Source organism: Roseicyclus sp. (assembly GCF_965662675.1).
Taxonomy (GTDB): Bacteria; Pseudomonadota; Alphaproteobacteria; order Rhodobacterales; family Rhodobacteraceae; genus Roseicyclus.
Window position 1 is genome coordinate 1 of the sequence record NZ_CBFIIK010000012.1, and the last position, 12,002, is coordinate 12,002.

A 12,002-nucleotide genomic window follows, 5' to 3' on the forward strand; every position below is an offset into this window, starting at 1 on the left:
GGCTGCGCGTCATCCGCTATGACAAGCGCGGTCATGGGCTGTCGAGTTGCCCGCCCGCCCCTTACGCCATGGGCGCGTTGATCCATGATGCTGAGCGGCTACTCGACACATTGGGCGTGCGCGATTGCGTTTTCGTTGGTCTTTCCATCGGCGGCATGATCGCCCAAGGACTGGCCGCCAAGCGGCTTGACCTGATCCGTGCGGTGGTCTTGTCGAACACCGCCCCCAAGATCGGCACCCGCGCCATGTGGGAGGAACGCATCGCGATGGTCGAGACCCAAGGTCTGGCCGCGATGTCGGATGCGATCATGACGCGCTGGTTCTCGAAGCCCTTCCGCGAGAGCCCAGCGGTGACCCCGTGGCGGCGCATGGTCGAAACCACCCCGCCCGCGGGCTATGCGGGCTGCTCGGCGGCGATCGCGGGCAGTGATTTCTACGCCAGCACCGCCAAGCTGCGCCTGCCCGCGCTGGTGATCGCGGGGTCCGAGGATGGATCGACGCCGCCCGATCTGTTGCAGGAATTGGCCGCACTGATCCCCGGCGCGCGCTACGCGCTGATCCGGGGCGCGGGGCATCTGCCTTGCGTCGAGAAGCCCGAGGAATTCGCAGGGCATCTCAACAGCTTCCTGCGTGATATCGGCCATGCCGAGGGCGCGGCATGAGTGCCAGCCCGTTTGACAGCCTGATCCATGCGCGCCTGTTCGGCGATGCAGAGCTTGCGCGGCTTTTCTCAGACACCGCCGAGGTCCGCGCGATGATGCTGGTTCTGGGCGCGCTGGCATCGGTGCAGGGGAAAGCGGGGGTGATCCCCGAAATCTCGGGCGCATTTCTGCAGCGCGCCGCGATGGAAATCCAGATCGACCCAAGCGGATTGGCCCAAAGCGTCGGCGAGAACGGCGTGAGCGTACCGGGGTTGGTCGCCGCAATGCGCAAGGCGATCGAGGCACCCGAACATGCGGCCTACCTGCATTGGGGGGCCACCAGTCAGGATATTCAGGATACCGGCCTGATGCTGCGCGCCCGTCAGGCGCTGGCACTGATCGAGGCGCGGCTTGTGCGGGCGCTCGGCGCACTGGCCGATCTGGCCGAGGCAGAAGCCGAAACGCCGATGGCCGCCCGCACCTATGGGCAGGTGGCGGTGCCGTCGTCCTTTGGCGCGCTGGTGGCTGCTTGGGGCTGGTCCGTCATCGCCGCGCTGGAGCGGCTGCGCGCGCTTTCGCCAAAGCTGGCCGTATCGCTCAGCGGTGCGGGCGGCACAGGCACGATGCTTGGCCCTGATCCGGCGGCGATCCGCGCGGGGTTGGCACAGGCCCTAGGTCTCACCGACCCCGGGCGCAGTTGGCATGCCGAGCGCGGGCTGATCACGGAACTGGCGCAAACCTGCCTTGCGGTCACGGGTGCAGGGGCCAAACCCGGCGCTGATCTGTTGATCCTGACGCGCTCGGATGTGGGCGAGGTGCGGCTGTCGGGCGGTGGCGCCTCCTCCACCATGCCGCAAAAGGAAAACCCGGTGGCCCCAAGCGTGTTGGTCGCGCTGGCCCGCTTCGGCACGGCACAGGGGTCAACCCTCGCAGCCCCCGCTCATGCCGAGGCGCGCGATGGCGCGGCGTGGTTCACCGAATGGCTGATGCTGCCGGGTCTGGTGATGGCCGCGGGCAAATCGGCGGCGCTTTTGGCCGAGATCGCCGCCCAGATCACCGCCGACCGCGCCACTATGGCCGCGCGCCTTGCCGACACCTTGGGGCTGATCCATGCGGAAACCCTGAGCTTCGCCTTGGCAGGGATCATGCCCCGCCCCGAAGCACAGGCCGAGGTGAAACGGCTGGCGCTTGCCGCCAAGGCCAACGCCACCCCCCTGCCCGATCTGGTGGCCGCCGCCCATCCCACGCTGGCCCTGCCACCGCTCGCCGGGCGCGCGACCCTTGGCACCGCCCCCGATGAGGCGCGCGCCTTTGCCAAGGCGGCCCGCGCGATGGCGGATGGACAAGGGTAAAGTGTCAATCTAGATTGACACCCACCTGACCCGACGAAAGACCATCATGGCCCCCCGGCGCCTGCCTGTCCTTTTCATCATGATCACAGTCACGATTGATGCGATGGGAATCGGATTGATCCTGCCTGTGATGCCCGATCTGATCCGCGAAGTGCGCGGCGCATCCCTTGCGGACGCCGCACTTTGGGGCGGCATGCTCTCGGCGGTCTATGCGGTGATGCAGTTCGGCTTTTCGCCGCTCATCGGCAACCTCTCCGACCGCTTCGGGCGACGGCCCATTTTGCTAGTTTCGATGGGGGTTCTTGCGCTCGACTACGTCGTGATGGCGGTGGCGGGCACGATCTGGCTTTTGTTTGCGGGGCGCATCGTGGCTGGCATTGCGGCGGCCACCCATTCGACGGCGCTGGCCTATATGGCCGACATCACCGATGGCTCGAAGAGGGCGCAGAATTTCGGTTTGATTTCAGCGGGTTTTGGGATGGGCTTCATCCTTGGACCGGTGATCGGAGGGCTTTTGGGCGGGCTTGATCCGCGCGCGCCTTTTGTGGCGGCAGCCTGCCTTGCGGCGGCCAATTTCGCCTTTGGCTGGTTCGTCTTGCCCGAAAGCCTGCCGCATGAGCGCCGCCGCGCCTTTGACTGGCGCCGCGCCAACCCGGCGGGGGCGCTGAAATCGGTGCGCAAACTGCCCGGCGTGGGCCCGTTGTTGGCGGTGATGCTGGCCTACCAGATCGCCAATTTCACCTATCCGGCGGTCTGGGCCTATTACATCCAAGGTGCCTTTGGCTGGGACACCCATATGGTGGGGCTGTCCTTGGCTGCTTACGGCGTGGCGATCGCCGTGGTCCAAGGCGGGCTGATCCGCGCCATCCTGCCCCGTCTGGGCGAGGGGCGCGCGGTCTTCTGGGGCCTGATCCTGAACACCGCCTGCCTTTTGGCCTATGGGATAGCGACCCAAGGTTGGATGATCTGGATCTTGATCCCGATCTCGGCGGTGGGCGCGATCGTGGCGCCCGCGATGCAAGGCGTGATGAGCCGCGCCGCGGGGCCCGAGCAACAAGGCGAATTGCAAGGCGTGCTCTCCTCCATCGCTGCGCTCTCGATGATCTTGTCGCCGCTGATGATGACACAGGCCTTTTTCTGGTTCACGCGAGAGGGGGCCGATCCCCGCCTGCCCGGCGCGCCGTTCTTGCTGGGAGCGGTTTTGATGGCGGGCGCGCTTGCAATCTACATGGGCACAAGGCCCCGCGCCGCACCTTCCCCCGGCGCGGCAGAGTAACAGGCCCGCGCCTTCATCTTTCCAAAAATACGCAGATCCCCACGGCTCAATCCGCGCGCCATGGGGCAAAGGTCAACCGCCAGCAAGGATCGCCGCATAGGCGCCCGGATCGGCATTGCCGCCGGAAAGCGTGCAGATCACCGGGCCGTCGGCCAATTCGGCACCATGAAAGAGCGCCGCCGCCAGCGCCACCGCACCCCCCGGTTCCACCACCAGCTTGAGCCGGGAGGCCGCCAGCCGCATCGCCTCGCGCACCTCATCCTCGGTCACGACGATGCCGGGGCTGCACAGCCGCTTGATGATCGGAAAGGTCAAAACCCCCGGCATCGGCGTCAGGATCGCGTCGCAAAACCCGGCCTCGGGGCGGCCATGGCCGGTGCGCTCGCCTGCCGCCAAGGACCGCGCGGTGTCGTCGAAACCCTCGGGCTCGACCGGCCGGACGCCAAGACCGGGCGCATGCGCCGCGAGCGCCAATGCGATCCCCGCGGTCAGGCCACCACCGCCGCAACAGGTCAACACCGTGCCAGCCATGATGCCCAGCGCGGATGTTTGCGCTGCGATCTCCAACCCACAGGTGCCTTGGCCCGCAATCACCTGCACATCGTCGAAGGGTTTGATCAGAGACATGCCGCGCTCTTCCTGCACGCGCGCGCCGATCTCTTCACGCTTCTCGCCGCCGGCGCGATCGTAAAGGATCACCTCGGCGCCTAGCGCGCGGGTGTTCTCGATCTTCAGCGCGGGCGCATCGCGTGGCATGATGATGATGGACGGCACGCCATGCAAAGCGGCGGCATATGCCACGCCTTGGGCATGATTGCCTGAGGAAAAGGCCAAGACACCCTTGGCGCGTTCTTCGGGCGCAAGCGCCGAAACCGCCGACCAGCCGCCCCGGAACTTGAAGCTGCCCGTGTGCTGCAACACCTCGGCCTTGGCGAAAACCTTGCGGCCCGCGATCTCGTCGAGAAAGGGCGAGGACAAAAGCGGGGTCTCGCGCACCACGCCCTTGGCGCGGGTTTGGGCTGCTTCGATCAAGGTGATATCGGTCATAGGGTGCGCTCCAGCACGGTTTCGATCACGGCCAAGACCGGGGGTTCATCCAAGAAGGGAACATGGCCGCGATCCTGCAGTTCGGCATATTCCATGTCGGGGCGGCGACGGTACATTTCGCCCGCTGTTTCCGCCGACAAGATGTTCGATCCCGCCCCCCGGATCAGGCCCAAGGGCGCACCCGCCAGCGCGTCGAACAAGGGCCAGAGGTCGGGGGCGACGGCACCCGGCGCAAAGGCAGGCGCCACCGCCTCGCGTAGCTTTGGGTCGTAGCGGTTGACAAGCTGCCCCCCCTCTTCGCGGTAGATACGGCGGGCAAGGGCGGCCCAGTTTTCCGCAGGCACATCACGGAATGCAGGCGCGTAATGGCGCGGTAGGGCGGCGGCGGCCTCGGCCAAGGTGCGGAACTTGGGCGGTTTGCCAAGGTAATCCATGATATAGGCCAGCCCCTCGGGCATAATCTCGGGGCCGATATCGTTGAAGATGACACCCGCAATGCGGGGCCGCGCGATGGCCGCCAGCACAAGCGCCACCAACCCGCCGCGCGAGGTGCCAAGGATCGTCACCCGATCAAGCCCGAGATGGTCGAGCAGCGCGATGACATCGCCCGCCTCGACTGGCACCTGATAGGTCGCCGGATCGCCCCAATCCGACGCGCCGCGCCCGCGAAAATCCATGCGGATGACCTGCGCGCGATGGCCAAAGGCCTCACAGATCGGCTCGAAATCCTCCATGTTGCGCGTCAGACCCGGCAGGCAAAGCAGCGGAAGCCCCTCGCCGGTCACATCATAGGCAAGGCGCAAACCATCCGCTGTGGTGAAATGTTCCATTCTCAAATCCCCAAATGGGCGGGAACCGCCGTCAAATCCCGCGCGATACGGTCGGGGCGGCCCGGCATGCGGTCGACCGGGTCGCCCGCGCGGTTGATCCAGATCGTCTGGAACCCATAGGCCGCGGCCCCCGCGATGTCCCAACCATTGGACGAGACGAAAAGCACCTGATCGGGCGTCGTGCCGAAACGCGCGCCGACCAGATCATAGACCGAAGGATGCGGTTTGAAGCGGGCCACATCCTCGACGCTCAGCACATCGTCGAGCAGATCGCCGAGCGCGGCCGAGGTGACGGCGGCGGCCAGCATATCGGGGCTGCCATTGGACAGGATCGCGGCTGAGATGCCCGCTTTTTTGAGCGCAGCCAGCACCCCCGCCGCCTCTGGGTAGGCGGGCAGGGTCAGGTAAAGATCCAGAAGCTGAGCGCGTAATGGGGGGTCTTGATGGCCCGCACGCTCGAGTGCCCAATCAAGCCCGTCCTGCGTCACTTGCCAGAAATCGCAATGCGCCCCCGTCAGCGTGCGCAGCCATGTGTATTGCAACTGCTTGGCGCGCCAATCGGCGGCGATCTGTTCCCAAATGCCGGCGAAAGCCCCCTGCCCCGGCATCGCGGCGACAGCACGGGCGGCGGCGTTGACATCGAAGAGCGTGCCATAGGCATCGAAGATACAGGTCGTGATCTGGCCCATCCGGTCCCCCCATAGGCGTGGTCGCGACACTGGCATGGCTGGGCGGCGGCGGCAATTGCTACCCGCGCGGGTTTCATCCACGGGTCCGTTGCCCTAAGGTGGCACCCGAGACGCGGCCATGCAGGGCATGTCGCAAAACATGATACAAGACAGGAAGGCCAAGACCATGACCCAAGCCACCGCAGGCTGCACCGTATCGATCCATTACACAGGCACGCTCGATGACGGCAGCATGTTCGACAGCTCCGAAGGGCGTGATCCCCTGACCTTCCAGATGGGCGAGGGCCAGATCATCCAAGGTCTGGAAGCCGCATTGGAAGGCATGGCAGTAGGTGAGTCCAAGACCGTGACCATTCCCGCCGAACAGGCCTATGGGCCGCGTCATGAAGAGGCGGTGCAAGATGTGCCGCGCGAGATGATCCCCGATCACATCCCGCTTGATACCGGCACGGCGCTTCAGATGCAGACGCCAAACGGCTCCATGATGCCGGTGACGGTGACGGCGGTGACCGATGAGACCGTGACGCTCGACGCCAATCACCCGCTGGCGGGCAAGGCGCTGACCTTTGCGGTCGAGGTGGTGAGCGTCGCCTGAAGTTCTGCGAGAAAATGGGCGTGGTGCCGGGCTGAAGCCCGGCCCACGGCCTCTATCTTACATGTTCTCGGGCTGCATCATGCCCAGGACATGGTAGCCACCATCGACGGTAACGATCTCGCCGGTGGTGCAGGCCCCGTAGTCGGAGGCGAGATAGACCGCCGTGCCGCCGATCGCCTCGAGCGTGGCATTGGCGCGCAGCGGCGCGTTTGCCTCGGTCGTCTTGAAGGTCTTGCGCGCGCCGCCGATGGCCGCACCGGCGAGCGTTTTCATCGGGCCGGGGCTGATCGCGTTGACGCGGATCTGTTGCGGGCCGAGGTCGTTAGCGAGGTAGCGGACGGAGCTTTCAAGCGCCGCCTTGGCTACGCCCATCACGTTGTAGAAGGGCGTCACGCGGTTCGAGCCCTGATAGGTCAGCGTGATGAGCGAGCCGCCATCGGGCATCAGTTCCGAGGCGCGGCGGGCGACATCGATAAAGGAAAAACAGCTGATCGTCAGCGAGTTGCGGAAATTCTCGCGGCTGGTGTTGATGAAACGGCCCGTCAACTCGTTCTTGTCCGAAAAGGCGATCGCATGGACGAGGAAATCGATCTTGTCCCAGCGAGCCTTGAGGGCGGCGAAAGCGGCATCAAGGCTTGCGTCATCCATCACATCGACATCAACCAGAAAATCCGAACCGACCGAGGCCGCCAGCGGCTCGACCCGTTTACCAAAGGCTTCGCCCTGATAGGAAAAGGCCAGCTCCGCCCCTTCCGCGGCCAGCGCCGATGCGATGCCCCATGCGATCGAGCGGTCGTTGGCGACCCCCATCACAAGCCCGCGCTTGCCCGTCATCAACTGTGCCATGATCGTTACCCGTGATAGCGGCTGAGAAGCATCGAACCGTTGGTGCCGCCGAAGCCGAAGGAATTGGTCATCACCGTGTCGAGGCCCGCCTTCTCGCGCGGGGCTGTGGCGATTTCCGCCGGTGCCAGCGCGGGATCGAGATGTTCGACATTGATCGAAGGCGCGATGAAATCGCCTTGCAGCATCAAAAGGCAAAAGATCGCCTCCAGCGCGCCTGCGGCGCCCTGAGCGTGGCCGGTCATGGATTTGGTCGAAGATATCGGCGGGGTCGTGCCCTCACCGAAAACGCGGCGCACGGCCTGCACCTCGCCCACATCGCCGACGGGCGTCGAGGTGCCATGGGCGTTGATGTAATCGACGCGGCGGCCCGTGGGCAGGGTTTGGAGTGCAAGACGCATCGCGCGCTCGCCGCCCTCACCGCTTGGCGCGACCATGTCATGCCCGTCGGAGGTGGCGGCGAAACCCGTGACCTCGGCCAAGATATTTGCGCCGCGCGCCAGCGCGTGATCGAGCGCCTCGAGCACAACGATGCCGCCGCCGCCCGCGATCACGAAACCATCGCGTCCCGCATCGAAGGCACGCGATGCCTTTTGCGGCGTGTCATTGTATTTCGAGGACATCGCGCCCATCGCGTCGAAGAGGCACGAGAGCGTCCAGTCAAGCTCTTCGGCGCCGCCTGCGAACATCACATCTTGCTTGCCCAGCATGATCTGTTCGGCCGCCGCCCCGATGCAGTGGAGCGAGGTCGAGCACGCCGAAGTGATGGAATAGTTGATGCCCTTGATCTTGTAGGCGGTGGCAAGGTTGGCGCTGATCGTGGAGGACATGCATTTCGGCACGGCGAAGGGGCCGATGCGCTTTGTCGCGCCGCTGGCCAGCACAGATTGATGGGCGGCGAACATGGCAGAGGTGGAAGGCCCGCCAGAGCCCGCGATCAGCCCCGTGCGTTCATTGACGATCTGATCCTCGGTCAGCCCCGCATGCGCGATGGCTTGGCCCATGGCGATATGGGCATAAGCCGCCCCCGGCCCCATGAAGCGCAGCGCGCGCTTGTCGATATGTTCGGAAGGGTCGATCTTGAGCGTACCCGCGATCTGACTGCGAAAGCCATGCTCGACCATATCCGCATGCGTCTCGATCCCCGAGCGGCCAGCGCGCAAGGACGCCTCCACCTCGGCGGCGGTATTTCCAATGGGCGAGACGATGCCCAATCCCGTGACGACGACGCGGCGCATGTGCGCGCTCTCCCTTTCCAAAGACGAAAACTGTGTAGGACAGCGGCCCTAATGGCGCAACCCAATAGCATGGCAGCCATTGGGCGTGCGCAGTGTCAGCTTTCGCTGAGCGCCACCTTCATGTCCTTGACCAGATAGATGGTTTCGCCATCGGCCTCCACCCTGCCATCGGCCACGCCCATGGTCAGGCGACGGGTCTGGATCGCCTTGGTGAAATCGACGTAATAGGTCAGCATGCGGCGATCCGGGCGCACCATCCCCGTCAGCTTCACCTCGCCCACGCCCAGCGCATAGCCCCGCCCCAGCCAGCCGCGCCAGCCAAGGTTGAAACCGGTCAACTGCCAAAGCCCATCAAGGCCAAGGCATCCGGGCATGATCGGGTTGCCGGGAAAGTGGCAATCGAAGAACCACAGATCGGGGGTGATGTCGAATTCGGCCACAACATGACCTTTGCCATGTTCGCCGCCATCCTCGGAAATCGACGTGATGCGGTCCATCATCAGCATCGGCGGGGCGGGCAGTTGGGCATTGCCCGGCCCGAACAATTCGCCGCGCGCACAGGCCAACAGTGCATCGCGATCAAAGGATGTCGGATAGTCTGCCATGTCCCCCCACAGGTATCTTTGCCGGCCCTCGCACCGGTCCGCCCGGTCTAGCACCCCGGCTTGGCGCCGCGCAAGGGCAAGGGCTTGGTCGCTTTGCGATTGAAACAGCCGGACAAAAGCCCCAATATATGTCTGTCTCGCTCAGGAAAGACCAACGCCATGACACCCGAAGCGCTGGAACGCGGAAAAGGCTGGCTCGCCCAGGCCGATCTCAGGCCGACACGCCAACGGCTGGCGCTCGCGGCGTTGTTGGTGGGCGACGGGCATAACCGCCATGTCACCGCAGAAGGGTTGCATGATGCGGTATTGTCGACGGGCGACCGTGTGTCTCTGGCAACGGTCTACAATACGCTCAAGGCGTTTTGCGATGCGGGGCTGATGCAAGAGGTTACCGTTGACGGATCGCGCAGCTATTTCGACACGCGCATGGACGACCATCCCCATTTCCATTTCGAGGATAGCGGCCATCTGATCGATGCTCCGGCGGCAGAGCTTCAGATCCGCACCCTGCCCGAAATTCCCGAAGGATACGAGATCGCCAAGCTCGATGTCGTGATCCGTCTGCGCAAGAAAGCCTGAGCGGATCGCATCATCGGTGCGTTTCGGCCTAGCCAAAGCTGGCCCGAGCCTGTAACGGCTCGGCCAACCCTAAAGATTCCCCAAAAAGGCGCCCCATGGACCTCCGCAATATTGCGATCATCGCGCATGTCGACCACGGCAAGACAACGCTCGTGGACAATCTTCTCAAGCAGTCCGGTGCGTTCCGCGACAACCAAGCCGTGGCCGAGCGCGCCATGGACAGCAACGATCTGGAACGCGAGCGCGGGATCACGATTTTCGCCAAGCCCACATCGGTAGAGTGGAAAGGCACGCGCATCAACATCGTCGACACCCCCGGCCACGCCGATTTCGGTGGTGAGGTCGAGCGCATCTTGTCGATGGTCGATGGTGTGGTGCTGTTGGTCGATGCCGCCGAAGGGCCGATGCCACAAACGAAATTCGTGACATCCAAGGCCTTGGCGCTGGGCCTGCGGCCGATCGTCGTGCTGAACAAGGTCGACAAGCCTGATGCCGAGCCCGACCGCGCGCTCGATGAGGTGTTCGATCTTTTCGCAGCGCTCGACGCAGACGAGGATCAGCTCGATTTCCCGCATATGTATGCCTCGGGCCGGTCGGGTTGGGCCGATCACACCCTGACAGGTCCGCGCAAAGATCTGCATGCGCTGTTCGACCTGATCGTGAATCATGTGCCGCGCCCACGCCAGATCGCGCGGCAAAACGAAGATTTCCGCATGTTGGCCACGACACTAGGCGCCGATCCCTTCGTGGGTCGTCTGTTGACGGGGCGGGTGGAGGCGGGCCGGCTCAAGGTCGGCCAGACGGTGCAGACACTCTCTCGCTTGGGCGAAAAGATCGAACAGTTCCGCGTGACCCGTATTCAGGCCTTTCGCGGGCTCAGCCAGCAAGACATCGAAGAGGCGCTGGCAGGTGACATCGTCAGCCTTGCGGGTATGACCAAATCGACAGTGGCCGATACGATCTGTGCGCTGGCCGTGGATGATCCGCTTCATGCCCAACCGATCGATCCGCCGACCATCACCGTCACCTTCGGCATCAATGACAGCCCGCTTGCCGGGCGCGATGGCAAGAAGGTGCAATCGCGCGTGATCCGCGAGCGGCTGCACAAAGAAGCCGAAAGCAATGTCGCGATCAAGATCAGCGACACACCCGGCGGCGAAGCCTTCGAGGTTGCCGGCCGCGGCGAATTGCAGATGGGCGTCTTGATCGAGAACATGCGCCGCGAGGGGTTCGAACTGTCGATTTCCCGCCCACAGGTGCTGTTTCGGGACATTGACGGCCTCAAACATGAGCCGGTCGAGGAAGTCACCATCGACGTCGATGATGAATACACCGGCGCGGTGATCGAAAAGATCACTGGCCCGCGCAAGGGTGAGTTGAAGGAAATGAAACCCGCCGGTGCGGGTAAGACCCGCATCATCGCGCAGGTGCCATCGCGCGGGTTGATCGGCTACCATGGCGAATTCCTGACCGATACGCGTGGCACAGGCGTGTTGAACCGCGTCTTCCACGCATGGGAACCCTTCAAGGGCCCAATCGAGGGCCGGCGTGCGGGTGTGCTGATCTCGATGGAAAACGGGGTGTCTGTAGCCTATGCGCTATGGAACCTCGAGGAACGCGGGCGCATGTTCATCGGCGCGCAGGAGCCGATCTACACCGGCATGATCATCGGCGAGCATTCCCGCGACAATGATCTCGAGGTCAACCCGCTCAAGGGCAAGAAGCTGACCAACGTGCGCGCCTCAGGCACCGATGAGGCCGTACGCCTGACCACGCCGATCACCATGACGCTGGAACAGGCCATCGCCTATATCGATGATGACGAGTTGGTCGAGGTGACGCCCAACGCGGTCCGCCTGCGCAAGCGCTTCCTTGACCCCCATGAGCGCAAGCGCCAGTCACGCGCTGGCTGATACTGGCTGAACATGAAAAAGCCCGCGCAACCAAAGGGTCACGCGGGCTTTTTCATGGCTCGAAGTTGATCGGCTGCGCCTTCACGCGCACCGCGCCAACCTTACGTTGTCGCGGTATGCGACCCGGCGCCCGGCAACAGGTGATCCATCCGCATCGCCGGTTGATCGCAACCCGCCTCACCCACGATACGCGCGGGAACGCCCGCCACCGTCTTGCAAGGCGGCACCGCTTCCAGCACCACCGACCCGGCGGCGATCCGCGAGCAGTTGCCGACACGGATATTTCCGAGCACCTTGGCACCCGCGCCGATCAAGACACCATCGCCGATCTTGGGGTGACGATCCTCGGTCTCCTTGCCGGTGCCCCCCAGTGTCACGGAATGCAGCATCGAGA

At 64.3% G+C, this 12,002-nt stretch carries 12 protein-coding genes and 1 pseudogene; 6 read left to right on the top strand and 7 right to left on the bottom strand.

Features of this window, described 5'->3' with window-relative positions:
• From pcaD to ACTG4J_RS03980, 3 genes are all read left to right on the top strand, one after another.
• Window positions 1-662 (top strand): 3-oxoadipate enol-lactonase (pcaD, locus tag ACTG4J_RS03970; RefSeq protein ID WP_439137295.1); only part of this gene is annotated, 662 nt, incomplete at its 5' end.
• Complete coding sequence (locus ACTG4J_RS03975) at window positions 659-1,993, top strand: lyase family protein (protein WP_439137297.1); 1,335 nt, start codon at window positions 659-661, stop codon at window positions 1,991-1,993. The genes pcaD and ACTG4J_RS03975, both read left to right, overlap by 4 nt.
• Window positions 1,994-2,039: 46 nt before the next feature.
• Window positions 2,040-3,269 carry a TCR/Tet family MFS transporter gene (locus ACTG4J_RS03980; protein WP_439137299.1) on the top strand — a complete coding sequence of 410 codons (1,230 nt, stop codon included), beginning with the start codon at window positions 2,040-2,042 and terminating at the stop codon, window positions 3,267-3,269.
• A gap of 72 nt (window positions 3,270-3,341) precedes the next feature.
• Here ACTG4J_RS03980 and ACTG4J_RS03985 read toward each other — a convergent pair whose 3' ends face one another.
• Genes ACTG4J_RS03985 through ACTG4J_RS03995 form a run of 3 tightly spaced genes read right to left on the bottom strand, consistent with a single transcriptional unit; the run spans window position 3,342 to window position 5,835 of the window.
• Window positions 3,342-4,316: a threonine ammonia-lyase gene (locus ACTG4J_RS03985; protein WP_439137301.1), complete on the bottom strand. Its 975-nt coding sequence runs from the start codon at window positions 4,314-4,316 to the stop codon at window positions 3,342-3,344.
• Window positions 4,313-5,146, bottom strand: coding sequence for an alpha/beta fold hydrolase (locus tag ACTG4J_RS03990; RefSeq protein WP_439137303.1), 834 nt, complete (start codon window positions 5,144-5,146; stop codon window positions 4,313-4,315). Before ACTG4J_RS03990 ends, ACTG4J_RS03985 begins: the two co-directional genes overlap by 4 nt.
• A 2-nt stretch (window positions 5,147-5,148) precedes the next feature.
• On the bottom strand, window positions 5,149-5,835 hold the full coding sequence (locus tag ACTG4J_RS03995; protein WP_439137305.1) for a haloacid dehalogenase type II: 687 nt from the start codon (window positions 5,833-5,835) through the stop codon (window positions 5,149-5,151).
• Window positions 5,836-6,001: 166 nt separating this feature from the next.
• Here ACTG4J_RS03995 and ACTG4J_RS04000 point away from each other — a divergent pair, with 166 nt between their 5' ends.
• Complete coding sequence (locus tag ACTG4J_RS04000; protein ID WP_439137307.1) at window positions 6,002-6,430, top strand: FKBP-type peptidyl-prolyl cis-trans isomerase; 429 nt, start codon at window positions 6,002-6,004, stop codon at window positions 6,428-6,430.
• 57 nt (window positions 6,431-6,487) lie between these two features.
• Here ACTG4J_RS04000 and ACTG4J_RS04005 read toward each other — a convergent pair whose 3' ends face one another.
• From ACTG4J_RS04005 to fabA, 3 genes are all read right to left on the bottom strand, one after another.
• Complete coding sequence (locus ACTG4J_RS04005) at window positions 6,488-7,276, bottom strand: enoyl-ACP reductase FabI (protein WP_439137309.1); 789 nt, start codon at window positions 7,274-7,276, stop codon at window positions 6,488-6,490.
• Window positions 7,277-7,281: 5 nt separating this feature from the next.
• Window positions 7,282-8,511, bottom strand: a complete 1,230-nt coding sequence (locus tag ACTG4J_RS04010; RefSeq protein ID WP_439137311.1) for a beta-ketoacyl synthase N-terminal-like domain-containing protein — start codon at window positions 8,509-8,511, stop codon at window positions 7,282-7,284.
• Between the two features lie 95 nt (window positions 8,512-8,606).
• On the bottom strand, window positions 8,607-9,116 hold the full coding sequence (fabA, locus tag ACTG4J_RS04015; RefSeq protein WP_439137312.1) for a bifunctional 3-hydroxydecanoyl-ACP dehydratase/trans-2-decenoyl-ACP isomerase: 510 nt from the start codon (window positions 9,114-9,116) through the stop codon (window positions 8,607-8,609).
• A 159-nt stretch (window positions 9,117-9,275) separates the two neighbouring features.
• On the opposite strand from fabA, the gene irr reads away from it, so the two are divergent.
• Entirely contained in the window at window positions 9,276-9,695 is a 420-nt protein-coding gene (gene irr, locus ACTG4J_RS04020) for a Fur family transcriptional regulator Irr (RefSeq protein ID WP_422239404.1), read from the top strand.
• Between the two features lie 95 nt (window positions 9,696-9,790).
• On the top strand, window positions 9,791-11,608 hold the full coding sequence (gene typA / locus ACTG4J_RS04025; RefSeq protein WP_439137313.1) for a translational GTPase TypA: 1,818 nt from the start codon (window positions 9,791-9,793) through the stop codon (window positions 11,606-11,608).
• Between the two features lie 101 nt (window positions 11,609-11,709).
• Here typA and ACTG4J_RS04030 read toward each other — a convergent pair.
• Window positions 11,710-12,002 (bottom strand): annotated as a pseudogene (locus ACTG4J_RS04030) (serine O-acetyltransferase); the annotation flags it as partial.

Bases quoted from the DNA above. Each gene is read 5' to 3' on its own strand.
- ACTG4J_RS03975 (WP_439137297.1), top strand. From the start codon at position 659: ATGAGTGCCAGCCCGTTTGACAGCCTGATCCATGCGCGCCTGTTCGGC.
- ACTG4J_RS03980 (WP_439137299.1), top strand. From the start codon at position 2,040: ATGGCCCCCCGGCGCCTGCCTGTCCTTTTCATCATGATCACAGTCACG.
- ACTG4J_RS03985 (WP_439137301.1), bottom strand. From the start codon at position 4,316: ATGACCGATATCACCTTGATCGAAGCAGCCCAAACCCGCGCCAAGGGC.
- ACTG4J_RS03990 (WP_439137303.1), bottom strand. From the start codon at position 5,146: ATGGAACATTTCACCACAGCGGATGGTTTGCGCCTTGCCTATGATGTG.
- ACTG4J_RS03995 (WP_439137305.1), bottom strand. From the start codon at position 5,835: ATGGGCCAGATCACGACCTGTATCTTCGATGCCTATGGCACGCTCTTC.
- ACTG4J_RS04000 (WP_439137307.1), top strand. From the start codon at position 6,002: ATGACCCAAGCCACCGCAGGCTGCACCGTATCGATCCATTACACAGGC.
- ACTG4J_RS04005 (WP_439137309.1), bottom strand. From the start codon at position 7,276: ATGGCACAGTTGATGACGGGCAAGCGCGGGCTTGTGATGGGGGTCGCC.
- ACTG4J_RS04010 (WP_439137311.1), bottom strand. From the start codon at position 8,511: ATGCGCCGCGTCGTCGTCACGGGATTGGGCATCGTCTCGCCCATTGGA.
- fabA (WP_439137312.1), bottom strand. From the start codon at position 9,116: ATGGCAGACTATCCGACATCCTTTGATCGCGATGCACTGTTGGCCTGT.
- irr (WP_422239404.1), top strand. From the start codon at position 9,276: ATGACACCCGAAGCGCTGGAACGCGGAAAAGGCTGGCTCGCCCAGGCC.
- typA (WP_439137313.1), top strand. From the start codon at position 9,791: ATGGACCTCCGCAATATTGCGATCATCGCGCATGTCGACCACGGCAAG.